This is a genomic window from Vreelandella venusta (genome assembly GCF_015689495.1).
In the GTDB taxonomy this organism is placed as follows: Bacteria; Pseudomonadota; Gammaproteobacteria; order Pseudomonadales; family Halomonadaceae; genus Vreelandella; species Vreelandella venusta.
The window spans coordinates 3,866,211-3,892,134 of the sequence record NZ_CP065135.1; the positions used below are offsets into that span (position 1 = coordinate 3,866,211).

Sequence of the window (25,924 nt, forward strand, 5' to 3'; positions counted from 1 at the left end):
GCTGGACGGCACTCTGCGCCCTGGTGAGCTACTCGCCATTGTTGGTCCCAATGGCGCGGGTAAAAGCACGCTACTTAGTATGCTGTCGGGATTTCGCCCTTGTGAACAGGGCGAGCTACATCTGGACGGAAAACGCCTGAGTGAGTGGCCAATCAGCGAGCTTGCCAATCGTCGGGCGCTGGTTGCCCAGCAAGAGCTGCCCGGCTTTGATTGGCAGCTCGCCGAGCTGGTGGGCTTAGGCAGCAACCCCAGCAGCGCACTGATTGCGGAACTGCTACATGATCTAGATCTGATCCATTTAGCTAAACGCAGCGTGCTTTCACTCTCTGGCGGCGAACGCCAACGGGTAATGATTGCACGAGGTGCCTGCCAGCTACTCTCACGGCGCTCTTCTAGCGCTAAAGATGGCGGGCTTTTACTGCTGGACGAACCTACCAGCGCACTCGACATCGGCCAGCAACAGCGCTTAATGCGCCAACTGCGCGCTTGGGCAGAACGGCACCAGATGGCGATTGTCTGCGTGCTCCACGACCTCAATCTCGCCAGCACCTACGCCGACCGGGTATGGCTGTTACATCAGGGCCAGCGGATTGCTCACGGCTCGCCCACCCTAGTGCTTGACCCCGCCACCATCGCCAAGGTTTATGACGTAGAGCTGCTGCCTATCAGTAGCGGTAACGCTACTGCCCCGCTTCTCGCTCTAACGCCTTAAGCTAACTGTCAGCAGCCAACAAACGCTATCCCGCAGAGTGGCAAAGCCTTCATATAAGTCCATACTTATCCATACGTAACGGGCAATATATGCATTACCGTGTGCCAATCGGGGAGCAAGAATGAGACTGATCAGCCTCATGTGGGTAATGCTGGCAGGGGTGAGTTTCAGCATCGGCGTATTAGGCATTTTTCTGCCTCTATTGCCGACCACCGTGTTTATGCTAATAGCGATTTACTGTGCCTCAAGGGGGTCGCCACGCTTTGAAGCCTGGATTCGCTCCCGCCACTATGTCGGGCCGCTGCTGGTTACTTGGGAACAAGAACGCGCCATCCCCAAGCGCGCTAAGATTGTTGCCGTTTGCACAATAGCAGTGAGCGCGATAATTATCGTTTGGTCACTTGGCCCTGGTTGGTTAAGCGGCTCGGTAGTGGCTCTACTGATGCTGATTGCACTTTGGTTGGCGACCCGGCCAGAGCCTTCGTCTCATAGCTGATGTGACTGATAGTTCATCGTTTAGTGAGGTGATCGCCACTTCCAGCTGTAGAGCTGCTTGGGCTTGATATGGGCTGGTATATCGTGTGCTTGCATCACAATACCGCCATGGCTTTCAACCCTACCTGTCTATAACATTCATAAAGCGAGCCGCCAGGAGTTTGCACTTCTTTAACACTAAGCTTTTAACACTAAGCTTCCAATAAGGACGGACTCTATGCGCGATGAGGAAAAATACACAAATTCAGAGGAGCAACTGCTCTATATTCAAAAACGGTTAGATGAGGAAGATACCGCCGCTCTAAGCGAACTGTTTACTGAACTCGATATTTTATCGATTGCGCGCACGCTCGAGTCTTTCCCAACCAAAACTCGCGACCGATTGTGGGAGTACATTCCTGAGGCACTGCTCGGCGAAGTACTCGCCGAAGTCGATGAAGATATTCGTGCCGACTATATTGAAGACCTTTCTGCCAGCGATGTAGAGCAAATCGTAAAAGGCCTTGATGCCCAGGAAGTGGCTGAAGTTCTCGACGTCGCCGACGAACAGATCAAAACAACTGTCTATGCCAGCCTAGATCAGGAGATCCGCGCCCAGGTTGAGAACCTGCACTCCTATGAAGATGACGTGGTTGGGCGTTACATGGACCCAGAAACGGTCAATGTAAAACAGGGCGTATCGCTGGAAGCCGTACAACGCTATATCCGTATTCATCAGCTGTTGGATGATGAGTCGCAACAAATCATGGTGACCGATAAGGATAAACGCCTGTTGGGCACGCTGACGCTGATTGACCTCGTCAAACAACCGCAGGAGAGCGTCGTTGATGAGTACATGGTTGCCCCCTTCACACTCAATGACCAGATGAAGGTAAACGAGGCCGCCGCACTGCTCCGCTCTAAAGAGCTGCCTTTTGTCCCGGTTTGCGATAGTGACGGCCTGTTAGTGGGCCAGTTGAACGCCGCTGATGTATTAGAAATCACCCAAGATGATGCTGATATGACGTTAAAGCACATGTCGGGCGTCAGCGACGAAGAAGAAGTCTTCACTCCGATACTGCGCAGCGCAAAGAGCCGCGGCATTTGGCTAGGCATTAACCTGCTCACGGCCTTTTTAGCGGCTTTTGTGATTGGACAGTTTGAAGAGGTGCTGGATCAAATTGTAGCGCTAGCCATCCTGATGCCAGTGGTCGCGAGTATGGGCGGAATTGCGGGCAGCCAAACCCTCACGGTGGTGATCCGCGGTTTAGCGCTGGGGCAAATTGCCGGTAACAACAAACAGTGGCTCTACAACAAGGAGCTGTGGGTAGGGATGAGTAACGGCTTGGTGTGGGCGCTCGTCGTTGGTGGAATTTCTTATTTGTGGTTTGGCGATCCGCTGATTACGTTGGTGATTACGCTGGCCATCTTTGTGAATATGAGCCTAGCGAACTTATCAGGCGTGCTAATTCCCTTAGTGTTGAAAAGGTTACAAATAGACCCCGCATTATCAGGTGCCGTCATCTTAACCACCGTTACGGATGTGGTCGGCTTTATGTCGTTCTTGGGGTTAGCTACTTTAATTATCCTATAACCATGTGCCCCTGGCGGGCACTGCAACACTTGAAAGGAGAAATCGCTAAGCACCGCTTGACTTGGAGAAGGTGCCCATATATTTCTGCTATGTGCGGCACGACTCCGGATAGCGCAGGGAATCAGGCAATAGGGCGATTCTGATGAGCGAGTCATCTTTTAAACAAGATGCCAATGCTCAGGGCACAACTGTCGAACGGAAAGCTGCTGGCCGAGGGAAAGAACGAAGGAAATAAATAGACCGACTTCACCGGACAACAACAACACAGGATGAAGTCGAGTGAATGACCGTTAACACCTGCACGCTAATGGGGAACCGGACATATGAACAATCCGTATGAGACGCTATTCCACCGCCAGAAAACAGCTTTTCTCAGCGACCGCACTAAATCACGCGACTGGCGGCTAGATCAGCTCGCGAGAATGGAGCGCATGCTGCTTGAACATCGCGAACGCTGGTGTGCGGCACTTCATCAAGATTTCGGCAAGCCGCCGTTCGAACAGCAGTTCGAGATCACGGTGCCGATGGGAAATATCGCCTATTATCGCGACAATCTGGACCGGCTGATGGCACCGGAAGAGATCGAAATCCCCGAAGGGCTGGCAAAGCTCGGCCAGCGCGGTGTGATCCGACGTGAACCCTTCGGCGTGACACTGGTGATCGGGCCATTCAATGCGCCGATCCTCCTGTTGCTCGATCCAGCCATTGCGGCGTTGGCAGCGGGTAATCCCGTGATCCTGAAACCAGCTAACACTACGCCCGCAACTGCCGCGCTTTTCGCGGAACTGGTGCCACAATATTTCGAGCCCGAGGACGTTTCCGTGGTTACTGGTGGACGCGAGGAGATCTCTGCGCTGCTGGAGCTGCCCTTCGACTTCATTTTCTTCACCGGCAGTTCGGCAGTGGGCAAAGTCGTCATGCGTGCCGCTGCCGAGCACCTGACGCCTGTGATTCTAGAGCTGGGTGGTCAGAACCCGACAATCGTCGACGAAACCGCAGACCTTGATCGTGCCGCCGACGCCATCGCCTGGGGGCATAATGCGATCTCGGGTCAATGGTGCATCGCGCCCGGTTTCGTCTGCGTACATGATAGTATCGCAGACATTTTTGTCGAGAAACTGAAAGCTGCGGTCACGCGCATGTACGGGGCCGATCCCTCACAAAGCCCTGACTTCGCGCGCATGATCAGCGAGAAAGATGCGCAGCGCGTTGCTTCCTACATCCTGCCGGACAAGACTGTACTCGGGGGCCGCTTCGATGTGCCTGCCCGCTACGTCGAGCCCACCCTGCTTTACCCTTCCGATTGGTCGGACCCAGCGATGCAGCAGGAGGTGTTTGGTCCGGTGCTGCCCATCCTGCGCTACGGCGACATGGCCACGCTGATCGACATGCTGAAGACAAGAGACAAACCGCTGGCCGCCTATATCTTCAGCCGCGACGAGGCGACGATCGAGCACTTTCTTCAGTCAGTGTCCTTCGGCGGCGGCTGCGTAAACCTGACCAATCTGCATTGCTGGGTCGGCTCGCTGCCCTTCGGCGGGGTCGGCAATTCAGGGATAGGGAAGTATTACGGCAAGACGGGGTTCGATGCACTCAGCAACACCAAATCGCTGCTGATCTCGCCCGCGGACAAGACCGTCGATGTCTATCCGCCCTACAAGGACAAAGATATTAGCGCGATGCTGGCGCCGTTTTCCTGACATAAAGGTTCCCCTTCTCGCCATCCTTAGCGGCCTTGTCCTGTTGGTTGTTGTTTGTAGCGTTGCAACTGGAGGAGGCCGCCGCGGTGTACTTTGCAAAAAGCCTGAAGTGAAGTACGCCTTTATCCATCGGCATCATCAGGCACAGGGCTGCTAAGATGACACATGAACCCACTGCCCCGTTTGATCTGACGTTTCGATGGCATCTATCAAGCGATTCACCCGTGCGGCTGCGCGGAAATCGGGGTAAAGGGGGCGATGGTTGATGATCCCCTCCACCAAATCGCGCACCTCGATAATCTTCTGATCGTTATAGCCTAGACCATGCCCTGGCGCGGGACTGAACGCGGCATAGTCGGGGTGTTCCGGTCCAGCTAACAGTGTAGTGAACCCACGCCTGCCATGGGCACCGTCGTGGCGATATAACTGCAGCTCGCTCATGCGCTCTTGATCAAACACAATAGCGCCTTTGGTGCCCGTTAGCGTGTAGGCCAAGCCCATTTTGCGACCAGCCGCCACCCGAGACGTTTCGATATTGCCGATTAATCCTTTATCAAACCGCAGCATAGCCTGAGCCTGATCATCGTTTTCCACCGCGGCCATACCGCTGCCGTCGGCACCGGGCCGAGTGGGGATGACAGTCTGTAGCTGACCGCAAACCTCGCTAATCCGCTGCCCGGTTAAAAACTCGGCCATATTAAGGATATGCGACCCCACATCGCCTAATGCACCGGCGCCTGCGGTGGCGCGCTTGGTATGCCAGTCGTGGGGCTTGTGCGGGTCGAGCAGGTAATCCTCGTTGTGCCGCCCACGAAAATGGATCAGCTCGCCAATGTCACCGCTGGCGACAATCTGACGAGCCAACTGGGTGGCGGAATTGCGAATGTAGTTAAAGCCCACCAGGGTTTTGACGCCCGCTTTTTCAGCCGCGTTAACCATCTCGTCGGCGTCTGCCGTGCTCAACGCCAGCGGTTTTTCAGCGTAAACATGCTTGCCAGCGGCAATGGCGGCCAGCGCCATCTCTTTATGCAGAAAGTTAGGCGCGCAGATATCCACCACGTCCACGTCACTATCGGCTACCAGGGCGCGCCAGTCATCGGTGGCGCGGGCGAATCCCCAGGCCCGCGCTCGGCTCTCCGCAGTGGCAAGGTCAACGTCCGCCAGCAGCTCGCAAACGGGCTTGGCAGGCAGTTCAAAAACACTGGATGCTGCATTAAAGGCAATGGCGTGGGCTTTACCCATAAAACCAGTGCCGATCAGGCCAATCTTGAGGGTTTTCATTGTGGTTATCCCTGTTAACAAGTTAATTGCCGGTAAAAAAATAATTGCTTTTACAAACACTCGATGAAGGGGTGTGAGGGCAGGTTGAAGCGAGGGTCTTTCGCCATGGCCGGAAAGTGTTCCCAACAATTCCGGCATTTCCGCCATCCATGGCGGTCAGATGGCGAAAGTAGCGCCCATGGACGGGTTCACAGCGCCCTCGCGGAAACCTGCCCTCATCACCTGATACACTGGCCGGTTTTAAAACAATAACGCCGGGCTGGGCCCGGCGTTGAATGGTGTCGTGCCCCGTAGGCTGTTTACATGGTCGGCATGGTGAAGTGGTTAGTCTCTTCACGAATGCCGCTGGGCCAGCGTTGGGTGATGGTTTTCATGCGGGTGTAGAAACGCACACCATCGGGGCCGTGCATATGCAGCGGGCCAAACAGCGAGCGCTTCCAACCGCCAAAGCTGTGGAACGCCATGGGTACCGGAATCGGTACGTTAACGCCGACCATACCGACCTGGATCTGCTCGCAATACTGACGCGCAGCATCACCATCGCGGGTAAAGATTGCCGTTCCGTTGCCGTATTCATGAGCGTTGATCATGCTGACCGCTTCGTCGAAGCTCGCCACGCGAGCAATAGCCAACACCGGGCCAAAGATCTCCTCCGAGTGAATACGCATTTTTGGCGTCACATGATCGAACAGAGTGCCGCCAATAAAGTAACCATCGCCTGCGCCATCAACCGTTGTCTGGCGACCATCGACCACGAGCTCTGCGCCTTCATCCACACCAACCTGAATATAGTCCGCCACCTTGTCGCGATGCTCGCGGGTGATGAGCGGCCCCATATCATTATCAGGGCCATCAACCAGGCCAGGCCCGACCGTCAATTTATCCAGCTCAGCCACCAGCTTTTCACGCAGGCGGTTGGCGGTATCTTCGCCCACGGGTACAGCAACGGAAATTGCCATACAGCGCTCGCCTGCTGAGCCATAGGCCGCGCCCATCAGGGCACCCACGGCTTGGTCGAGATCCGCATCGGGCATAATCACCATATGGTTTTTAGCCCCGCCCAGCGCCTGAACACGCTTGCCATGTGCTGACGCCGTGGCGTAGATGTACTCGGCGATGGGGGTGGAACCCACAAAACTTACCGCCTGAACACGCTCATCGGTGAGCAGCACATCGACAGCTTCTTTATCGCCATTGACGACGTTAAAGACACCATCCGGCAGGCCCGCCTCTTTAAGCAGCTCCGCTAGGCGCAGCGGCGTGGAGGGATCTTTTTCCGAAGGCTTCATGACGAAAGTGTTGCCGCAGGCCAAAGCGATGGGGAACATCCACATGGGCACCATCGCGGGGAAGTTGAACGGCGAGATACCTGCACACACGCCCAGCGGCTGCATCATCGAGTAACTATCAACGCCACTGCCGACGTTCATGGAGTGCTCGCCCTTCTGCAGATGGGGAATGCCGCAGGCAAACTCAACCACTTCCAGGCCGCGGGTCACTTCGCCTTTGGCGTCAGAAAACACCTTGCCGTGCTCACTGGAGATGAGGCGCGCCAACTCATCGGTGTGCTCCTCAACCAGCGCTTTAAACTTAAACAGAATACGCGCGCGCTTTAGCGGCGAGACTTTTGACCAAACGGCGAAGGCTTCGTCGGCGATACACACGGCTTCACGAGTTTCATCGGCGGTGGCTAGCGCTACCTGGGCGCTTTGTTCGCCGGTGGCCGGATTATAAACCGGCGCAGAGCGCTGGCTCTGACCGGTTGAGAACTCACCATTAAGATAATGGGATAACATCTTCATAAAAGCTCCTGTTTAAAAGACGGCGACTGGCACTGTTTAGCTGGCAACGTCAAAACCTGCCTGCTCGGCAAGTTGGCGCAAGTTGCGATACCCCAGGCGAGCATAGGTCAACGGATGGGCGACTTCGGGGTCTTGCTCGGCTTCAACCACTAGCCACCCCTGGTAGCCCTGTTCGCACAGGTGGGTTAAGGTGGGCAGAAAATCCACATTGCCATCCCCCGGCACCGTAAACAGGCCGTCTAGCACACCGTTTAAAAAGCTTTTGTCGCGGTTGCGCACTGCGTCCAGCACAGGGAAACGCAGGTCTTTGCAGTGCACATGGTGAATGCGCTGGCTGTAGCGTTTGGCGATGGCCAGCGGGTCGCCGCCAGCACCGCGCAGATGACCAAAATCAAGCAGCAGACCTACGCCCTCGCCGGTGTAATCCATTAAGCGTTCAACGTCGGCCTGGCTTTCGATCACCGTGCCCAGGTGGTGGTGATACACCAGTTGAATGCCCTGGGATTTCAGGTAGTCACCCACCACCTCAAGGCCATGCAGCAGGCGCTGCCACTGTTGCTCGGAAAGATGCGGACGCTGTGAGAGCGGCCGCTCCTGATCGCCATGCACACAGTGGGTAACTTCACATAGCACCATTACCTTAGCGCCGCACTGCTTGAGCAGGTTCATATGATCCTGAATAGCGCCAATCTCTTCTTCAGTCGTGCGCTCCAACAGCCGCGCGGAGTACCAGCCCGACACAAGCGCCAAGTCATGGGCGCTAAGCACCTGAGTCAAAGCGTCAGGCGTGCGAGGAAACTTGTTACCTAATTCAAAACCACTAAAGCCTGCCTCGCGCCCCTCTTTCAAGCAGGTTTCCAGCGGTGTTGCGCCGCCCAAGCTGGGTAAGTCATCGTTGGTCCAGGTGAGCGGATTGATGCCTAAAGTAACCGTTGGCATAGCGTATTCCTTGTCATTTTTGTCTGAGTATTTTTGGCGTTAGGGCGTTTTACCCTATCGCCAACTCTCTGATGTTCTGCATTCGATTAGCGGGCCTGGCGCTGCTTGGCTTCGCGGTAACCTTGATAGGCTTTATTGACGGCTTTACGCTCGGAGACTTCGGGAACAGCCACTTCCCACCAGGCACCGCCTTCTTGGGTGCTGGGCAGTGGATCAGTGTCCAGGGCAATCACGTAGGTCGAAGAGGCGCGGCGAGCGCGCAGCAACGCTTGCTCTAGCTCCGCAATGCCGTTCACTGATTCAGACTCACAGCCCAACGCTTTAGCGTGGGCGGCAAAATCGGTTTTCGGTGCACCCGCCTCGACGCTGCGGCAATCCTGCAGCAGGTTGTTAAACCCCGCGCCGCCAGTGGCGTGCTGCAAGCGGTTGATACAGCCATAACCGCGGTTATCCAACACCACCACTGTCAGCTTGTGGCCCAGCATCACCGAGGTCGCCAGCTCCGAGTTGTGCATCAAGTAGCTGCCATCGCCGACCATCACCACTACCTCGCTGTCGGGCTTGGCCATCTTGACGCCCAGCCCGCCGGCAATTTCATAGCCCATGCAGGAAAAACCGTACTCAACGTGGTAGCTGCCAGGGCCCGAACATTGCCAGAGTTTGTGCAGCTCACCGGGCAAACCACCGGCAGCGCAGACCACGGTAGTATCGTTGCCAGCCTGGCGATTGACGGCCCCTATTACCTGAGCATCGGTGGGCAGCGCTAGCCCTTGATCTGCGGTTACACGGCGTACTATTTCGACCCATTCGCGTTTGAGCGTGCCGGTTTGTTCGCGCCATTCATCGCTGCCGCGCCACTCGCCCAGCGCTGCGTCGAGTTGCCCCAGCCCGATCAAAGCATCGCAGCTAAGCGGCAACGCTTGATGCTTCAAGCTATCGAAACGGCCAACGTTAAGGGCGATCAGTGTTTTATCGTTGCCTTCAAACAGCGCCCGAGAGCCAGTGGTAAAGTCCTGCAGTCGTGTGCCCACCGCCAGAATGACATCCGCCTGCTCCGCTAGCTGGTTAGCCGCGGCACTACCGGTCACCCCAATGGCACCCACAGCGCAAGGGTGGCTATCGGCCAGCGCACCCTTGCCCGCCTGGGTTTCAGCCACCGGAATAGCGCGCTTTTTGGCAAACTCAGCTAAGGCGTCGCAGGCAGCCGCGTAATGCACGCCGCCGCCAGCAATGATCAGCGGGCGCTTAGCCTGCTGCAGTGCGGTGATGGCTTGACGAAGCTCGTAAGCATCTGGTGGCGAGCGGCGAATGCGGTGCACTTTGGGAGCAAAAAATGCCGCAGGATAGTCGTAGGCAAAGGTTTGCACATCCTGGGGCAGCGCCAGAGTCGCGGGGCCGCAGTGTTCAGGGTCAAGCAGGGTGGCAATCGCCTGGGGCAGACTGGTCAGCAACTGCTCGGGGCGGTTAATGCGGTCGAAATAGCGCGATACCGGGCGAAAACAGTCGTTGACGCTAATCGTCGGGTCGCCGAAATGTTCCACTTGCTGCAGTACCGGATCGGGTTCGCGGGTGGCGAAGGTGTCCCCCGGCAGCAGTAGGATCGGCAAACGGTTGGCATGAGCGAGCGCCGCAGCGGTGACCATATTGGTCGCCCCTGGGCCGATGGAGCTGGTCGCCGCCATTAGGCGCTGGCGACCATTGGCTTTGGCAAAGGCAATCGCCGCGTGGGCCATGGACTGCTCGTTATGGGCACGAAAGGTCGGCAATTCGTCTTGCACGTGGTACAGCGCTTCGCCTAAGCCCGCCACGTTGCCATGACCAAAAATCGCAAACACTCCCTCAAAAAGCGCCACTTCTTGGCCATTGATATCAATACGCTGAGCGGCAAGGTACTTGACCAGTGCTTGAGCCATAGTGAGTCGAATGGTGCTCATCTTACGCCTCCTCGGTATGGGCCAGCGTGTGCGGCTGCGCCTGCCTTAATTGCCGCCACGCCGTTATCAGTTCGGCATAGTTCTGGGCGACGCGCTCTACCAAGCTAGCGTCGTCGATACGTCCGGCCAGCCAATCACGACTCGCACTGGCAAATAGCGTGCGGCCAACGGTAAACCCCTTACAGCAGGCATGATTGGCAGCTGCTTCAAAGCCGCGTTTCATGTCGTCCATAGGGGCGTCGAGCCCGAGCAGTACAACCCCACGGCAGTAAGCATCCTCACGCTCAATGGTCTCGCCCACCGCTTTCCAAGCTGCATCTGACATGGCAGGTAGCTTCCACCAGTCTGGGCGAATGCCTAGGTTGTAGAGCCGCTGAAGGCTGCGCGGTAGCGTCGTGTTATCACTTGGCATATCAGCGGGTGGGATTATCTCAATCAGCAACTCTAGCCCATAAGCACAGGCCGCTTGATAGAGCTGACGCAGACGCTCCTCCTGCTCTAGGCGTAGTGAGAGTTCATCGTCAGGGTGGTAAAACACCAAGCATTTAATGATCTGCTCTCTAGGCCAGTTGCGCAGGCAAGCGCCTAAGTCATCGCCATGCTGGAAACGCAGCGGGCGTGAGCCTGGCAGCTCTACCGGCCGACCAATCCACCAGCCTTTTCCACTGGCATGATTGAGCGCGTCCTGACCCAGCACGTCATCAACCAGAATCGCGGGAGTGGAGATACCGCCCAGCTTGGCGCCCTCTTCAGCGGCGCTGACCAAGAGTTTTTTGAGTGCTGGCAGCCGCGCGCAGCTGGCATGCTCTGCGCGGGCCATATCGGTGAGCTGGCGACGATGATCAAATGCCAACCCCAACACTTCGGGCCATTGAACGGGCACTCGGGTAGTGACTCGGTGCAGATGATTCAGGCGTTGATCGATATCCGGACGGGGTACCTCATCCCGGCGCGCCAAGTAATCAAATAACTCGTCTTCAGTGGGCATGGCGGGGGCACAGCCGTGGCGGGAGACCACCAGCGCGCCGCAGGCATTGGCATAGCTGGCACTGGTTTGCCAGGATTCATTGCGTAGCCAGCCACGTAGCAGCCCACTCATAAAGGCATCGCCAGCGCCCAGTACATTGAGGACTTCGACCTGAACGCCCTTGACCAGAATGCCATCTTCAATGCGGTCAGGAATCGCCCCTTCAAACACGACACAGCCCATGGGGCCCAGCTTGCATACCAGGGTCGCCTGGCTAACCTCACGCACCGCGCGCAGGGCCGTCAAGGTGTCGGTGCTGCCACCGGCAATATGAAACTCCTCTTCGGTGCCCACAACCAGGTCAAAATCTGGCAGCCAGCGCTGCAGGTCGGTGGTCACGGTTGCATCGGCGATAAAGCGGGTTTCGCCATCGCCGGGGTTGGTCAGCCCCCACAGCACGGGGCGATAATCGATATCCAGCACTCGCTTCACGCCATACTGGGCGGCAGCGTCCAGTGCTTTGCGGCACGCCCGGCGAGTGGTATCGGTAGAAAGGTGGGTGCCGGTAATCGCCAGCGCCTTGGCCCGAGCGATAAACTCAGGGTCGATGGCGTCGGCATCGATGGCCATATCGGCACAGTCGCGGCGGTAAAATAGCAGCGGGAAGCTTTCGCGATCTTTTAACGCCAGCAGTACCAAGCCGGTGTGGCGCTCGGGGTCGGTTTGTAGCGCGGAGGTATCCACCCCCACTCGTGCTAATTCCTCGCGAACAAAGTTGCCCATTTGTTCATCCCCCACCCGCGAGAGCATGGCAGACTTCAATCCCAAACGAGCGGTACCGTAAGCCATATTGCCCGAGCTACCACCTAGGTACTTGGCAAAGCTCGCCACGTCTTCTAAACGACTGCCAATCTGCTCGGCGTACAGGTCGACCGCCACACGTCCCAGGCAAATCAGATCAAGCGGCCGGTGTTGACTATTGTTATTCAGCATAAATGTCTCCCCACGTCACAAATTCGTGGTATCGGGCAAAAGAGGGCGCTGGGCATAAAAGCGTCTTGGGTAGCTATCGATGAGGCGTACCTAAAAGGAGAAGGCAGCACGGAATCGATCAAGGGCGAGGCCGTCATCGCCAGAGGCCCAACCTTCTAACCCCACCGTGCCGCGATAGCCTATGTCGTTCAGCGCTTGAGCAATGGCCGGGTAGTTAATCTCGCCAGTCCCCGGTTCGCAGCGCCCAGGCACATCGGCTACCTGCACTTCACCAATGTACGGCCCGCAGCGGCGAATCAATTCAATCAGATTACCTTCGCCAATTTGGGCGTGATAAACGTCTAGCATGATGCGCAAGCTAGGCCGGTCGATACTCTCCACCAGCGCAAGCACATCTTCCAGGCGAGCAAACGGCACGCCGGGGTGATCAACCTCGGTATTAAGGTTTTCAAGTACGAAGGTGACACCGTGCTGCTCGCCGAGATCTGCCAGCCGATTGAGCGTTTCGCGGGCTTTTAGCCACATAGCGCCCGTCATCTGCTGGCAAGGCTGAACGGGCAACCCATTACCATCTAGCCCGGTGCCGTGAAGGTTAAGGCGCGGAATGCCTAGGCGCTTTGCTACCTCGACCGACTCAGCGGCGGTGCGTAGCAATTCATCTGCTCCGGGGGCATCTGCCAGGGTGCCGGTGACATAGCCGGTCATGGACGAAAACGTCGCCCCGCTATTGGCCAGCGCATCAATGTCGTGCTTCGTCCAGTCCCAGATTTCGACTTGAAAGCCCAGTTCAGAGATACGCTTAACGCGTTCCAGTACCGGCAAATCGCAGAAGATCATTTCAGCACAGACAGCCAGCGTGAACGGTGATGATGCGGTCAACTTATTCATCACGCTTCCTTAATAACCGCTTGCCGCTCGCGGTGAAGATTGCTCCGCACTGCTTGCATCGACAGGCTGAGTATCTTGACCGGCTAAGCTGGCTTTCTTGGCTTTATCCTCCCGCTGGAATTCCGCAAGCTCTGCATCCAGGCTTTCAAGCTCAGCGCCCCCCGCCATCATATTGAGCACTTCCTCGCGGCTGACTTCTTCTTTGCGGAAGGAACCCAAACTACCGCCGCGTGATAATAGGGTGAACGCATCGGCCACTGGGTAAGCATGGTGGACGTTGTGGGTAATAAAGATAACCGCCAGGCCATCGGCGCGGGCTTTGGCAATGTAGCGCAGTACAACAGACGCCTGCTTAACCCCAAGCGCGGACGTAGGCTCATCCAGAATCAGTACTTTGGCACCAAAGTAGACCGCACGAGCAATCGCCACACACTGGCGCTCCCCACCGGAAAGAGTGCCCACCGGCTGGCTTGGGTCGCGTACATCAATACCGATTTTAGCCATTTCCTCTTTGGCGACCCGGTCGGCATACTTCCAATCAATTCGCTTTAAAGGCCCCCAGCCCACCGTCGGTTCGCGCCCCATAAAAAAGTTACGGGTAATCGACATCAACGGCACCATCGCCAGATCCTGGAAAACGGTCGCGATACCAGCGTCTAATGCATAAGCTGGGGACTTGAAACGAGCGGGTTTGCCATCCAATAGCATTTCACCGTGGGTAGGCTGGTGAACACCGGAAAGAGTTTTAATCAACGTTGATTTGCCAGCACCGTTATCCCCTAGCAGGCACATAACCTCACCTGAGTAGACCTGCATCGAGATATCGCTTAAGGCGATAACACTGCCGAAGTGTTTGCTGACACTGCGCATTTCAATCATTGGCGTACGTGTGGTCATGTTATTTGGCCTCCATCGCCTTTTTGCGCATGTAATTGTTGAATAGCACCGCCACCAACAACATCACGCCGAGGAAAACCTGGAACCAGTCGGTATTAACACCGGTGTAAAAGATGCCCATTTGCACCATGCCAAAGATCAGTGCCCCCAGCGCCGCACCAATGGCAGACCCATAACCACCGGTTAGCAAAGCGCCACCAATTACCACCGCAATAATGGCTTCCAGTTCTTTTAGCAGGCCACGAATGGTGTCCGCCGAGCCAGTATCCATCACCTGTATGCAAGCAAAGATGGTGGCGGAGAAAGCGGTGAACATGAACAGTGAAATCTTGACACGCTGGACGGGAACGCCTGAGTTGCGTGCTGCATTGGCATCGCCACCGCTAGCGAATATCCAGTTGCCGTAAGGCGTGCACAGCAGCACCCAAGTCGCTACAGCGGTTAAGCCTAGCCACCAGACAATCGAGACGGGAATACCGGTAACCGTGGGGTTACCCGCAAAGTTGGTCGCCATCCAGCCATTTTCTGCCATCCAGCTAAATAGGCCCGTAGCGACTTCTCCAGAGAAAAGCGCCGCAAACCAATCTCCGGGGATATGCTCCTGCACTCCTCCTACCTGAGTACGCCCCGTCAATAACCGACTGATTCCGATGGCTAAGCCGCGCAGAATGAACAGGAAGCCCAGGGTAACGATAAATGACGGCAAGCCTGTTTTATTGACTAGATTACCGTTAATCCAACCCACCAAACCTGCACAGGCGAACGCCAATAAAATTGCGGCCCATAGCGGCCAGCCATACTCCACCGCAGGGATGGCAATTAGAATGCCTGCCAAGCCAATCATCGAGCCAATTGACAGATCAAATTCTCCGCCGATCATCAGCAATGCAGCTGCCGTGGCGATAATGCCCAGCTGAGCGGCGACTTCAAGAAAATTAATAATACCCGCAGGAGTAAACATCCCGGTGCCGCTGGAGGCAGCAATAAAGAAGGCAAGCACCAATACCGCACCGGCCAGCGCCCCCAGCTCCGGGCGATTCAGCGCTTTCTTCCAGAAAGAGACTCTCTGGATGCGCTCATCTTGATCAGCCGCTGCTGGCGCAGCCGATGGTTTCGTTTCAGTGGAATTCATAGCGATCGACTCCCAAGGGCTCGACACCGCCGAGCCTGTTCCGATTAGGTAGTTATCAGCGGATGCCCTGACTACTCAGCTCAATGACCTGGGCAGCGTTTTCTTGGGTCACAAATCCTGGTCCGGTGGCAACATCCCCTGCGGGCAGCAGACCGCTCTTGACGAACTGATCTAGGAACATGACAGGTAGGTAGCCCTGCATGTACTGCTGTTGGTCGATCGCAAAGTCCAGCTCACCCGCATCCAAGGCTTCCAAAATACCGGGTGAAAGATCAAAAGTACCCAGGGTGAACATATCGGTTGCCCCCTGCTCACGCATGGCCCGAATCATCGGATCAGCGGCCAATGCCCCCAAGGTCAATACACCTCGCACATCACTGTTCTCGTTAAGGTAAGCGACAATGGCATTACGAATATTGGTGGGGTCGTAAGTGGTCGCTAGCTGCTCAGCATTGCCATCGAAGCCGTCGACAAAACCATCACAGCGTTGGTCAAGTCCTTGGTTGCCTTGTTCATGATTAACGCAGACGCCTTTCTCAACGCCCATCTCCTGCATGCGTTCAGCAGCCTGCTTACCGGCTTCATACTCACTCTGCCCAACGTGCAGCCGGGCACCATAATCCCGAGCCACGTCGCCACCGGAGTTAATGGTGATGACGGGGATGCCGTTATCGACAGCATTTTGCACAGCGCCACCCAAGGCATTTTCATCGGTAAAAGAGAGAATCAACCCATCAGGACCAGATGCCACTGCGGCTTCTACAAGTTGCTGCATCTTAGCCATATCAAAGGTAGAAGGTGCGCGATACTCCAAGCTAGCCCCAACGGTTTCAGCGGCGGCTTCTGCACCGTTTTTCACCACCGACCAGAAAGGATCAGAGGGAACACCATGGGTCACCATGACGAAACGGCTCTCTTCTTGTGCTTGTACGGCACCTGCCATTAATGCCGTGGTGGCAGCAGAGGCTAGAAGCCATTGAGATAGACGTGCCATAAATAATTCCTCATAACGTTATCGTTGTTGGTAGGGAAGTGGCATTAAATGCCTTGGCGTCATGAAATATAGATTCCAAACATCAGTTATAGCAAATTATTTATTCTATACTTTGGTATAAATGGAATATTTATTCCAATCAACTAGACTGCACAACAACGAGTCACTTTGCTCAGTACTGCATATCCACGGGTACATAAGCAGAAGGCTGCTAGATGGGCCAACGCGAAGGAATTTGTATGCCACAACCACCACAGAGCTACCGTGAGTTGGAAACGCTGATCACCGCTGAGTACGCCACACTGAGCAAACGCTTACAGCAAACCGCGCGTTTTATGCTTGATCACCCTCAGGAAGTTGCTTTAGCGACCGTGGCCAAAATTGCCGAACAGGCGGATGTCACCCCATCCACCTTAATTCGCTTGGCCAATAGCTTGGGCTTTAAGGGCTTTTCCGAAATGCAGCAGCTTTTTCGCAGCCGCCTAGTCGATGAGTTGCCTAACTACACCGAGCGAATTCGTGCGGTACGCAGCGCCACCGGAGAAACACCCGATAGCACCCAACTATTATGGGAGTTCGCTGACGCCAACCGCGCCGTGCTTGAGCAGTTACCCAGCCGCATTGATCCAGAGAGCTTAGAGAAGGCGCTAGATATTTTTGAAAAAGCCCATGCGATTCATGTGATGGGCGCACGACGTAGCTTCATGGTCGCCAGCTACATGACCTATGCCCTGGCGCATGTGGATAAACCTGCGCTGCTGGTCAGTGGTTTGGGAGGAATGTACGGCGAGCAACTGCGCGCGATGAGCCAACACGACGCCCTACTGACCATCAGCTTCTCTCCCTATGCCGAAGAGAGCCAAAAAGCCTGCGAAGACGCCCATCAGCGCGGTCTACCCATTGTGGTGATTACCGACTCAAGCCTTAGCCCACTGGCGCGTTTCGCAGATGTTGCTTTCGTAGTTAACGAAGCTGAAGTGAAAAGCTTTCGCGGCTTGACCGCATCGCTCTGCTTAACCCAAGCCTTGGCCATTGCCCTGGGCGTGCGACAAGACAAGTCCCGGGACAAAGCCCTGGAAAAAGCCTCAACTAAAAAACGTAAGACATAAACACCAAGCCAACAGCAACAACAAAACAGGAGTGCTTATGAAACTCGCGCTTATCGGCGCTGGGCGCATCGGCAAAGTGCATGCCCAGGCGATTTACTCACATCCAAACGTGACGCTGGTTGCTGTGGCTGATTTTCATCAGCTTACTGCAGAAGCCCTGGCCAAGCAGTACGCTAGCCGAGCAGCCTCTGTGGATGAAATCTTCGCAGATGATGAGATTGATGCCGTGCTGATCGCCTCAAGCACGCCTACTCATGCGGAGTATCTGGAGCGTGCCGCCCGTGCAGGCAAGGCGGTTCTGTGCGAAAAACCTATCGCCCTGGATTTAGCGCGCACGCGCGATGCCCTGCAGGTACTTAGTGAACACCCGGTGACCTGCGCGTTAGGCTTTAACCGTCGCCACGACCCACAGTTTGCGGCATTGAAAAAAGCGATTACCGAAGGGCGTATTGGCGCACTTGAAACGCTGACGATTATTAGCCGCGACCCCTCTCCCCCGCCTGCCGAGTATGTAGCTAAGTCGGGCGGTCTATTTCGCGACATGATGATCCATGACCTTGATATGGCTCGCTGGTTGCTTGATGAGCCCATTGAAAGCGTCTTTGCCGTCGGTAGTAGCATCATTGACCCAGCGATTGGCGAAGCTGGTGATGTGGATACCGCCATGGTCACCCTGACCACCCCCAGTGGCAAGCTGTGCCAAATCAGCAACTCGCGGCGCGCCAGCTACGGCTACGATCAGCGTATCGAAGCCTTTGGCAGCCTGGGCATGCTGCAAGCTCAGAACGAGAGCGATACCCGGCTGCGTTTTACAGGTGAAGCAGGACAAGTGGAGGATAAACCCAAGTGGTTCTTCCTGGAGCGCTACGCCCAAGCCTACCAACTTGAAATTGGCGACTTTGTCGCCGCCTGGCAAGAGAAGCGTGCGCCACTCGCAGGTGCCCAAGATGGCCTAGAGGCGTTGCGCCTAGCCGATGCAGCGGAGCGTTCGCTGCGTGAAGGTCGCAAAATCCTGCTCGACGCCTCGGTGTAAACAGACGCAGACAGGTCTGTGTAGACCTTTCATATCGACAACGACTAGCTGTCAACCAAGCAGCTAGCCATCAGAAGGAGCGATATATGGCTTCACTACTGGTACGCCCCACCGCCCCAGATGCTCAAGGCACCGTAATTGACGTTACTCCTGAATCTGCTGGCTGGACGTACGTTGGCTTTCGGGTGCATAAACTCGCCAAGGGCCAGCGCCTGGAGGCCAGCAGCGATAACCAGGAAGTCTGCCTGGTGCTGCTCACCGGGCGGGCCACAGTGACCTGCGGCGAGCACCGCTTTGAAGACATCGGCAAGCGCATGGATATCTTTGAGCAGATCCCTCCCTACGCGGTTTATCTGCCTGACCATGTTAGCTATGCGGTGGAAGCGGCCACGGATTTAGAGCTAGCGGTGTGCGCTGCTCCTGGACATGGCAACCACATCCCAAGGCTGATTTCCCCCGACAACATCAAACAGAGCACCCGAGGCCAAGGCACTAATACCCGCCATGTTCACGATATTCTGCCGGAAACCGAGCTTGCCGATAGCCTACTAGTGGTTGAAGTATTCACACCCGCGGGTAACTGGTCGAGCTACCCACCTCACAAACACGATGTGGATAACTTACCCCACGAATCCTACCTGGAAGAGACCTACTACCACCGCATTAACCCTGAACAAGGGTTCGCCTTTCAGCGCGTTTACACCGATGACCGAAGCCTTGATGAAACCATGGCAGTAGAGAACGGTTGCTGCGTGTTGGTCCCCAAGGGCTACCACCCGGTGGGCGCTTCTCATGGCTACTCGCTCTACTACTTAAATGTCATGGCGGGGCCCAAGCGGGCGTGGAAATTTCACAACGACCCCGACCATGAGTGGTTAATGAAAGCCTAACAGGCTGCACAATTTGCCTGCTAACATTTATCTAATGCTATGCTAACTGGCCCCGCTGATTCGGGGCTTTTTTGTGCATTACCTTTAACCATAGAGGCCCTATGCTTCCCGATTACTCCACCATCGCTTGGGTGTTAATTGTATTTTCCGTTTATCTGACCGGCGTCTCCAAAGGCGGTTTCGCGGGTGGCTTCGGCACGCTCTCGGTGCCACTCATGGCGCTGGCGATCAGCCCCACCCAAGCGGCAGGCCTGCTGCTACCGCTACTGCTGGTGATGGATGTTTTTGCGGTGAAGGCATGGTGGGGCAAGCAGGACGCCGCTGAGGTCTGGCGCTTTGTACCGGGCCTGTTTATCGGCGTGACGGTGGGCACGCTGCTGTTTGGCAGCTTGAGTGAACAGGGCTTACGTCTGACCCTCGGCGTTATCACCTTGCTGTTCGCCGCTTATATGCTACTTAAGCCCGTGGCCAAGCAACCGATCTCCACCCGTTGGGCATTGCCAGCGGCAAGTGTCTGCGGCTTTACTAGCTTTATGGCCCATGCGGGCGCGCCGCCGCTAAACGTTTATCTCCTGCCGCGCAAACTATCGAAAGAGAGCTTTATTGCCACTTGCGCGGTGACCTTTGCCGTAGTCAACGCGATCAAGCTAGCGCCGTATATGTGGCTGGGTGAAATCAATGTCACCAGCGCCTGGGCGTCGTTGCTGTTGGTACCCGTCGCTTGGATCGGCGTGCGCAACGGGCTGTGGCTGCAAAGCCGCGTCAACGAAGCGCTATTTTACCGCCTCGTGATCCTGGCCATGTTCCTGGTGGGAATCAACCTAATCTGGCAAGCGGTCAGCTAGCACGAGCTTAAAGTGCCACCAGCAGCAGCCCACTCAACATGATCAGTGTACCAGCGGCTTTTGCCGTCGATGCAGGCTCTTTTAGCCACAACACACCCATTAATACCCCCACCGGAATGGAGAGTTGGCGTAGCGCCACCACGTAACTCACTTCGTCGGTTAGCGCCAGGGCCATGAGTACCAAACCATACGTGCAGGTCATCATTAAACCTGTGACGACCAGCATCACTAGCCCTTGCCGGCGGATGGCGGGCAACCGACGACGCTCCGTGGGTAGCAGCATCAGCAGTGGGATAGCCCAGGTTAAGGTCATCACTGCTTGTAACGCCATAAACACCGCGCCGGCGGTCAAGCTGCTATGACCGGCTAGCTGCATTAACACCAGTGCCTGCTTATCTATCAGCGAATAGCCCACCGTGCCTGCGGCTGCCAGCAGTGCAAACCCCATGGCTGGTGTTAAATAGGTCGATAGCCTACGCGCCTCGGGGTGGCTTAGCGGCAGGCACAGCGCCCCCGCCACCACCAAAGCCATGCCAATGCCATCGGCTACATCCAGCGTGCGGTTGCCGAGCAGTGCAATGGATACGAGCGGCACAAGTACCACTGGCAGCGCCCGAGCAATGGGATAGAGAACACTGACTTCCCCACGCGCATAAGCCCAGGCTAAGCCACCCATATAGAGCATTTGGCACAGCCCTGAAAGCGCCAGCCATCCCCAAAATGCATTGGGTAGCGCCGCTAATGATGGCCCAAGCCACACCAGCGGTAGCAACAACACGCCGCCTGCCCCGTATGCCAAGGTAAAAAATGCCAGCGACGGCGCATTGCGCTTACCCAGCACGTTCCACCCAGCATGCATACACACCGAAAACAGTACTAATGCCAGTGCGGCTGGGCTCAAGGCCGTTCTCCTCGCTGTAAACGGGCATTTATGTCATCTACAACGCTTGGCAGCTCGGCGATAGTGGCAATACTGTAGTGCGGTTTTGAGGGAGCAAACTGTGCGGCTACTCGCTCGTGGGCGGCATGCCGCTCGCGATCGCTTAGCGCTTGATACTGATCATAACTCAGCCCCAAGGCGTTGCCTGAGCAAGTGAGTGCGACCGTCCACATTCCTGCACAGCGCCCTTCAAGTATGCCTGGGGTGGTGTCGTCAACCTTAATACAAGCAGCAACATCACTGATGCCTAACGCAATGACATTGGCCAGCGCCTGGGCGGGGTGTGGGCGACCGTTGGGTACCTCATCGGTGGCCACTACATGATCCACCTTCAGGCCATTATCGGCGGCTAGCGCCACCACCTTTTCCATCACCACGGCCGGATAGCCGGAGCACGAACCGATCTTTAGCCCCTGCTCTCGCAACCAAGTGAGCGTATCCAGCGCCCCAGGAATCACCGCCGAGTGATCGGCAATTTTGGCGATCTGCAGCGGCATAAAGCGTTCATAAAGTGCCGTCACATCGGTATCAGTCGGCAGGTGGCCGACTGCTTGGAGAAAGCGCTCGGCTATCTCAGGCTGATTGCACAGCGTGTGGATATGATCCCATTTGCCCATGCCCATCGGGCCGCGTGCTTCTTCTAGGCTGATCGCCACACCCAGTTCGGCAAAGGCTTCGACAAATATCTGGGTCGGTGCGAAGGAGCCAAAATCGACCAGCGTACCCGCCCAGTCACAAATCACCGCCTGCAGGCATTGAGGAGATTGATAGTGCATCAGGCACTCCTTGATTCAGTGAAGAGAGAAACATTCATATCCGTTAGAGCGTCTTGAATAACGCTGAGTAGCTGCTCAACCACTGCCGTATCCAATTGGCCGATGCAGCCGATGCGAAAGCTGTCGACGTCAGTTAACTTGCCCGGATAGATCAAAAAACCGCGCGTCTTCAGCGCTGCATAGAACGTCTTAAATTCAAACGCAGGGACGCTAGGGCTCAAAAAGGTGGTGATGATCGGCGATAGCCACTCATCTTCTAAAAGCGTGCTGAAGCCTAACGCCCGCATGCCTTTTACCAGCGCATCACGGTTATGGGTATAACGGGCGCAGCGCCCCGCCACGCCGCCCTCTTCCCGGTGCTGGGCAAGCGCCGCTTGAAAGGCCACCACCGTGTGCGTGGGCGGAGTAAAGCGCCACTGGCCGGTGCGTTCCATGTAGTCCCACTGAGCGTGTAAATCCAGGCTTAGCGAGTGGGCACGCCCCTTACCAGCAGCAAGTAGCGTCTGGCGAATGATCACAAAACCAAAGCCCGGTACGCCTTCGATGCACTTATTGGCCGATGAAATCAGCACATCAATAGGCGTTTTTGCCAGGCTAATCGGTACGCCTCCAAACGAGCTCATGGCGTCAACGATCAGCGTTTTTCCATGATCGCGCACCACCTCAGCGATGGCTTCCAGCGGGTTCAAAATGCCGGAGCTGGTTTCACAGTGAACTAGAAATACAGCGGTAATGTCAGCATCTTGCTGTAGCAGCGCCGCTACTTCGTCGGGTTGCGGTGGTAGGTAATCACCTTTGTCCAGCGTCACATAACGGCGGCCCATCATATCGAGCAGTTGAGCAGCCCGCTTGCCGTAAGCGCCGTTCATTAACACCAACACCTTGCCGTTGGGGTCGGTTGCGCAGGCCAGCGCACTTTCAACGGCGAACGTGCCGCTGCCTTGCATCGGCACGCAGGCATAGACATCACTTGCCGCCTCGGCCATGGCAAGCAGTTGCGCACGCACATCGGCAGTGACGCGATTAAAGTCGTCATCCCAGGAGCCCCAGTCCCGCAACATGGCTGCTTTGGTCGCGTGGGAGGTGGTGAGTGGCCCTGGGGTTAAGAGGTAAGGCGCTTGTGAATGATTCATCATTTTGGTCTATACCAGTTTTTAAGCACATATTAGCCATTGGCGTAGCGAGCTGTTTAGCCCGCCTGACGCCAACGCTGAGCGTTGTTTAAGAGAACGTGAGTAAGCGCCGTGTGGAGCAGTTTAACCACCAGCGAGGTCAGGAAAATCAGCACAGCCATGGCCGCAGCGCTAGCAAAATAGCCCGCCTCGTCCAGATGCAGCACCGCCACTGAAGCAAGCCGCGTATCACTGTTATAGAGGAACACGACCGCAGATACTGTCGTCATCGCATTGACGAACAGGTAGACAGAAATATCCAGCACGGCGGGCAACGATACCGGCAATGTCACACGGCTAAACGTGGTCCAGAACGGTACTTTTAACGAGGCCCCCACGGCTTCAAATTCTGGATCGAGCTGTTTCAGCGCGGTGACAGAGGTGAGATGACACACCGTATAGAAGTGCACTAGCGTATTGAGCACTAGAATCGCCATGGTGCCGTAAAGCCAGTTAAGGGGGTTACCTGCCTGGTTGAAAAAGAAGATATAAGCCAAACCCAGCACCATACCCGGCACCGCCATGGGTAGCATGGCCATAAAATGTAGGCCCTGGCGCAGCGGGCGATAGCCTTCGCTCTTTTCAATCAGCCACGCATTGAAGAAAATCACCAGCGTACCCACTAACGCGACACTAAAGGCCAGTTTTAGGGAATTGAACCACGCTCCCCAACCACCGCCGGCTAAGCCCTGAAAGGTGTAATGCTGCAGCGTGAACGACAGGTTATAGGGCCAAAACTGTATGAGCGAGGCATACACCGCGGTACCAATGACCAGCAGAATAATGCCCGCAACGGAATAGCACAGTAGCGCAAACGTCCAGTCTCGCAGCGGGCTAGGCGTTGGCTGCCAGGGTACTGCCCGAGCCGAAAGCTGAGCCACTTGGCGTTTCTGTATCCAGCGGTCGACGATGAACGATAGCACTGCAGGCATCAGTAGCATAACGCTAACCACCGCGCCCATTTGGAAGTTCTGCTGCCCCACCACTTGGCGATACACATCGGTGGCGAGCACACTGAATTGGCCGCCAATAATTTTCGGCACACCAAAGTCGGTAATCGCCAGCGTAAAGACCACGAACAGGCATGAAATCAGCCCGTAACGCACCCCGGGCAGCGTAATCGTCAAAAACGTACGCCACTTCGGCGTTCCTAGTGCTTCTGCTGCTTCATAGAGGCGTGCATCGCTATTGGTCAATGCAGTGGTTAGCAGCATTAGCGCATGGGGAAAAATCCAGAAACTCATCCCCATCACAATGCCAATCGACCCATAAATCGAATGACCTGCCAGCACGTCGCTCAAAAACCCCTGGTTACCAAACAGATAAACCAAGCTAATGGCGGGTAGCAACGAGGGTGCCAAAATGGGCAAAATTGCCAACATTCGAAACAGCCGTTTGCCCGGCATGCAGGTACGGGTAATGCCGTAGGCGCATAAAAAGGCGAGCCCTACGACGACCACCGTCGTGGTGAGCGCAACGCGCAATGAATTGGCGATCGAATTGACCAGTGCTGGCGTTTGAAAATACTGCACAAAGTTCGCCAGCCCAATAAAGTCGCCGCTGCGGTCTTGCAGGCTTTTCACCAACATTGCAAATAGCGGAAACAGCAGGCCGAACACTAACAGCGCCACAGCCGCTAGCAGCACGATCAGGCGTATCAATGCTTCCAACGAAGGCGCTGCTGCCGTCGCTGAAAATGTATTCGCCTTCATGACTGGTTGCTCCCTGCCGGATATAAACGAGCTGCATCGGCTGGCAAATGGACACCTAAGGTTTGCCCTAGCTGTAATCCTAATGTGGCGCTATCACGGCTGGGCACATCAGCCAGCAACCATTGTTCGGTATTGTTAAGGCGCAGTGATACCCGCTGGAATGCACCTAAAAACTCAATACCCATGACATCACCGCTCAGCTCGCCGGCACTAGCACTAAGCGCGACTGCTTCGGGGCGAATGGCCAGTTGAGCGGCTTGGCCTTGTGTATAGGCGTGCGGCAAGCAAGGGCATAAAGTAGTGCCTAGCAACGCGTGGTTATTCGCCTGAGCGGTCACCTCTAGAAAGTTCATGGTGCCAATAAATGACGCTACAAAAGCGCTGGCGGGCTGGTGATAGATCTCGGCAGGCGTGCCCACTTGCTCGATCACCCCGTGGTTCATCACTACGATACGATCCGCCATGGTGAGTGCTTCTTCTTGATCGTGGGTCACCATAATGGTGGTCACGCCAAGACGCGCCTGTAGCGCTTTGATCTGATGCCGCAAATGGCCGCGTACTCTCGCATCCAGCGCTGAGAGCGGTTCATCGAGCAGTAACAGGCCAGGCTCGGTAGCCAGCGCCCGCGCCAACGCAACCCGCTGCTGCTGCCCACCAGAAAGTGCGGCAGGATATTTATACTCGCTACCGCTAAGATCAACCAGCGCAAGTAACTCCGCCACGCGGGCAGCAATCGCCGTTCGATCACTGCGACGGTTGCATAACCCGTAGGCAACGTTGTCGAACACCGTCAGGTTGGGAAACAATGCATAGGATTGGAACACGATGCCAAAATCCCGCGCCTGCGGGGGCAGCGTGGAAATATCCTTGCCGCGCTGAATTAAGCTACCTGCTGTTTGCTGAGCTAAGCCCGCAATAGTGCGCAACAGGGTTGTTTTGCCACAACCTGAAGGCCCTAAAAAACATACAAATTCGCCTTCCTGAATCTGTAGCGCAATGTTGTCCAGCGCGGTAAAGCTACCGAAGCGCTTGGTGACACCATCTATGCTTAGGTGCGCGGAAGGTGAGAGGGTTTTCGCCGCCGAGTGAGCTGTCAGCGGCGATGTCAGTGTGGTCTGCATAACATCTCCAAGCCCCAGC

The 25,924-nt window shown here is 55.9% G+C and carries 21 protein-coding genes and 1 pseudogene; 8 read left to right on the forward strand and 14 right to left on the reverse strand.

Annotated elements, in window-relative coordinates; all coding sequences use genetic code 11:
* Positions 1-10 precede the first annotated feature (10 nt).
* The 4 genes and pseudogenes from IR195_RS17975 to IR195_RS17990 all read left to right on the forward strand — a co-directional run.
* Positions 11-712, forward strand: a pseudogene (locus IR195_RS17975) (ATP-binding cassette domain-containing protein); the annotation flags it as partial.
* A gap of 121 nt (positions 713-833) precedes the next feature.
* A complete protein-coding gene (locus IR195_RS17980; RefSeq protein WP_232060280.1) occupies positions 834-1,208 on the forward strand; it encodes a YbaN family protein in 375 nt (124 codons plus the stop codon).
* A 216-nt stretch (positions 1,209-1,424) separates the two neighbouring features.
* Entirely contained in the window at positions 1,425-2,780 is a 1,356-nt protein-coding gene (gene mgtE / locus IR195_RS17985; protein WP_125752062.1) for a magnesium transporter, read from the forward strand.
* A gap of 323 nt (positions 2,781-3,103) precedes the next feature.
* Positions 3,104-4,480 (forward strand): aldehyde dehydrogenase family protein, encoded by a 1,377-nt coding sequence (locus tag IR195_RS17990; RefSeq protein WP_206048231.1) that lies wholly within the window; start codon positions 3,104-3,106, stop codon positions 4,478-4,480.
* Positions 4,481-4,633: 153 nt separating this feature from the next.
* Here the strand turns inward: IR195_RS17990 and IR195_RS17995 are convergent, their stop codons facing one another.
* The 9 genes from IR195_RS17995 to IR195_RS18035 all read right to left on the reverse strand — a co-directional run bounded on the left by IR195_RS17995 (position 4,634) and on the right by IR195_RS18035 (position 16,307).
* The gene (locus IR195_RS17995; protein ID WP_206048232.1) at positions 4,634-5,761 is read right to left on the reverse strand and encodes a Gfo/Idh/MocA family protein; all 1,128 of its coding nucleotides are present in this window, start codon (positions 5,759-5,761) and stop codon (positions 4,634-4,636) included.
* A gap of 299 nt (positions 5,762-6,060) precedes the next feature.
* Positions 6,061-7,563, reverse strand: a complete 1,503-nt coding sequence (locus IR195_RS18000) for a CoA-acylating methylmalonate-semialdehyde dehydrogenase (protein WP_206048233.1) — start codon at positions 7,561-7,563, stop codon at positions 6,061-6,063.
* A gap of 36 nt (positions 7,564-7,599) precedes the next feature.
* Positions 7,600-8,502: a myo-inosose-2 dehydratase gene (gene iolE / locus IR195_RS18005; protein WP_206048234.1), complete on the reverse strand. Its 903-nt coding sequence runs from the start codon at positions 8,500-8,502 to the stop codon at positions 7,600-7,602.
* An 86-nt stretch (positions 8,503-8,588) separates the two neighbouring features.
* A complete protein-coding gene (gene iolD, locus IR195_RS18010) occupies positions 8,589-10,436 on the reverse strand; it encodes a 3D-(3,5/4)-trihydroxycyclohexane-1,2-dione acylhydrolase (decyclizing) (RefSeq protein ID WP_206048235.1) in 1,848 nt (615 codons plus the stop codon).
* A 1-nt stretch (position 10,437) separates the two neighbouring features.
* Positions 10,438-12,396, reverse strand: a complete 1,959-nt coding sequence (locus IR195_RS18015) for a bifunctional 5-dehydro-2-deoxygluconokinase/5-dehydro-2-deoxyphosphogluconate aldolase (protein ID WP_206048236.1) — start codon at positions 12,394-12,396, stop codon at positions 10,438-10,440.
* A gap of 90 nt (positions 12,397-12,486) precedes the next feature.
* Entirely contained in the window at positions 12,487-13,284 is a 798-nt protein-coding gene (locus IR195_RS18020) for a TIM barrel protein (protein WP_206048237.1), read from the reverse strand.
* A gap of 9 nt (positions 13,285-13,293) precedes the next feature.
* Complete coding sequence (locus tag IR195_RS18025) at positions 13,294-14,181, reverse strand: ATP-binding cassette domain-containing protein (protein ID WP_125752088.1); 888 nt, start codon at positions 14,179-14,181, stop codon at positions 13,294-13,296.
* 1 nt (position 14,182) lies between these two features.
* Positions 14,183-15,313, reverse strand: a complete 1,131-nt coding sequence (locus tag IR195_RS18030) for an ABC transporter permease (protein ID WP_125752091.1) — start codon at positions 15,311-15,313, stop codon at positions 14,183-14,185.
* Positions 15,314-15,368: 55 nt separating this feature from the next.
* A complete protein-coding gene (locus IR195_RS18035; protein ID WP_206048238.1) occupies positions 15,369-16,307 on the reverse strand; it encodes a sugar ABC transporter substrate-binding protein in 939 nt (312 codons plus the stop codon).
* A 239-nt stretch (positions 16,308-16,546) separates the two neighbouring features.
* On the opposite strand from IR195_RS18035, the gene IR195_RS18040 reads away from it, so the two are divergent.
* From IR195_RS18040 to IR195_RS18055, 4 genes are all read left to right on the forward strand, one after another.
* Positions 16,547-17,416, forward strand: a complete 870-nt coding sequence (locus IR195_RS18040; protein WP_146944415.1) for a MurR/RpiR family transcriptional regulator — start codon at positions 16,547-16,549, stop codon at positions 17,414-17,416.
* A 37-nt stretch (positions 17,417-17,453) separates the two neighbouring features.
* Positions 17,454-18,449, forward strand: a complete 996-nt coding sequence (gene iolG / locus IR195_RS18045; RefSeq protein ID WP_206048239.1) for an inositol 2-dehydrogenase — start codon at positions 17,454-17,456, stop codon at positions 18,447-18,449.
* 86 nt (positions 18,450-18,535) lie between these two features.
* Positions 18,536-19,339 (forward strand): 5-deoxy-glucuronate isomerase, encoded by an 804-nt coding sequence (gene iolB / locus IR195_RS18050; RefSeq protein ID WP_206048240.1) that lies wholly within the window; start codon positions 18,536-18,538, stop codon positions 19,337-19,339.
* Positions 19,340-19,440: 101 nt separating this feature from the next.
* Complete coding sequence (locus tag IR195_RS18055) at positions 19,441-20,184, forward strand: sulfite exporter TauE/SafE family protein (RefSeq protein WP_206048241.1); 744 nt, start codon at positions 19,441-19,443, stop codon at positions 20,182-20,184.
* 7 nt (positions 20,185-20,191) lie between these two features.
* Here IR195_RS18055 and IR195_RS18060 read toward each other — a convergent pair whose 3' ends face one another.
* Genes IR195_RS18060 through IR195_RS18080 form a run of 5 tightly spaced genes read right to left on the reverse strand, consistent with a single transcriptional unit; the run spans position 20,192 to position 25,905 of the window.
* Positions 20,192-21,085: an EamA family transporter gene (locus tag IR195_RS18060; protein ID WP_206048242.1), complete on the reverse strand. Its 894-nt coding sequence runs from the start codon at positions 21,083-21,085 to the stop codon at positions 20,192-20,194.
* Positions 21,082-21,900, reverse strand: coding sequence for a phosphonoacetaldehyde hydrolase (gene phnX, locus IR195_RS18065; protein WP_125752112.1), 819 nt, complete (start codon positions 21,898-21,900; stop codon positions 21,082-21,084). Before phnX ends, IR195_RS18060 begins: the two co-directional genes overlap by 4 nt.
* A complete protein-coding gene (locus tag IR195_RS18070) occupies positions 21,900-23,036 on the reverse strand; it encodes a 2-aminoethylphosphonate--pyruvate transaminase (RefSeq protein WP_206048243.1) in 1,137 nt (378 codons plus the stop codon). The genes phnX and IR195_RS18070 overlap by 1 nt, the downstream gene beginning before the upstream one ends.
* A 53-nt stretch (positions 23,037-23,089) precedes the next feature.
* Positions 23,090-24,784, reverse strand: a complete 1,695-nt coding sequence (locus IR195_RS18075) for a putative 2-aminoethylphosphonate ABC transporter permease subunit (protein ID WP_146944427.1) — start codon at positions 24,782-24,784, stop codon at positions 23,090-23,092.
* A complete protein-coding gene (locus IR195_RS18080; protein ID WP_206048244.1) occupies positions 24,781-25,905 on the reverse strand; it encodes a putative 2-aminoethylphosphonate ABC transporter ATP-binding protein in 1,125 nt (374 codons plus the stop codon). Before IR195_RS18080 ends, IR195_RS18075 begins: the two co-directional genes overlap by 4 nt.
* Positions 25,906-25,924: the final 19 nt, after the last annotated feature.

Bases quoted from the DNA above. Each gene is read 5' to 3' on its own strand.
- IR195_RS18075 (WP_146944427.1), bottom strand. From the start codon at position 24,784: ATGAAGGCGAATACATTTTCAGCGACGGCAGCAGCGCCTTCGTTGGAA.
- IR195_RS18055 (WP_206048241.1), top strand. From the start codon at position 19,441: ATGCTTCCCGATTACTCCACCATCGCTTGGGTGTTAATTGTATTTTCC.
- IR195_RS17980 (WP_232060280.1), top strand. From the start codon at position 834: ATGAGACTGATCAGCCTCATGTGGGTAATGCTGGCAGGGGTGAGTTTC.
- IR195_RS18020 (WP_206048237.1), bottom strand. From the start codon at position 13,284: ATGAATAAGTTGACCGCATCATCACCGTTCACGCTGGCTGTCTGTGCT.
- iolG (WP_206048239.1), top strand. From the start codon at position 17,454: ATGAAACTCGCGCTTATCGGCGCTGGGCGCATCGGCAAAGTGCATGCC.
- IR195_RS18015 (WP_206048236.1), bottom strand. From the start codon at position 12,396: ATGCTGAATAACAATAGTCAACACCGGCCGCTTGATCTGATTTGCCTG.
- iolB (WP_206048240.1), top strand. From the start codon at position 18,536: ATGGCTTCACTACTGGTACGCCCCACCGCCCCAGATGCTCAAGGCACC.
- IR195_RS18040 (WP_146944415.1), top strand. From the start codon at position 16,547: ATGCCACAACCACCACAGAGCTACCGTGAGTTGGAAACGCTGATCACC.
- iolD (WP_206048235.1), bottom strand. From the start codon at position 10,436: ATGAGCACCATTCGACTCACTATGGCTCAAGCACTGGTCAAGTACCTT.
- IR195_RS18025 (WP_125752088.1), bottom strand. From the start codon at position 14,181: ATGACCACACGTACGCCAATGATTGAAATGCGCAGTGTCAGCAAACAC.
- mgtE (WP_125752062.1), top strand. From the start codon at position 1,425: ATGCGCGATGAGGAAAAATACACAAATTCAGAGGAGCAACTGCTCTAT.
- phnX (WP_125752112.1), bottom strand. From the start codon at position 21,900: ATGCACTATCAATCTCCTCAATGCCTGCAGGCGGTGATTTGTGACTGG.
- IR195_RS18000 (WP_206048233.1), bottom strand. From the start codon at position 7,563: ATGAAGATGTTATCCCATTATCTTAATGGTGAGTTCTCAACCGGTCAG.
- IR195_RS18070 (WP_206048243.1), bottom strand. From the start codon at position 23,036: ATGATGAATCATTCACAAGCGCCTTACCTCTTAACCCCAGGGCCACTC.
- iolE (WP_206048234.1), bottom strand. From the start codon at position 8,502: ATGCCAACGGTTACTTTAGGCATCAATCCGCTCACCTGGACCAACGAT.
- IR195_RS17995 (WP_206048232.1), bottom strand. From the start codon at position 5,761: ATGAAAACCCTCAAGATTGGCCTGATCGGCACTGGTTTTATGGGTAAA.
- IR195_RS18080 (WP_206048244.1), bottom strand. From the start codon at position 25,905: ATGCAGACCACACTGACATCGCCGCTGACAGCTCACTCGGCGGCGAAA.
- IR195_RS18030 (WP_125752091.1), bottom strand. From the start codon at position 15,313: ATGAATTCCACTGAAACGAAACCATCGGCTGCGCCAGCAGCGGCTGAT.
- IR195_RS18035 (WP_206048238.1), bottom strand. From the start codon at position 16,307: ATGGCACGTCTATCTCAATGGCTTCTAGCCTCTGCTGCCACCACGGCA.
- IR195_RS17990 (WP_206048231.1), top strand. From the start codon at position 3,104: ATGAACAATCCGTATGAGACGCTATTCCACCGCCAGAAAACAGCTTTT.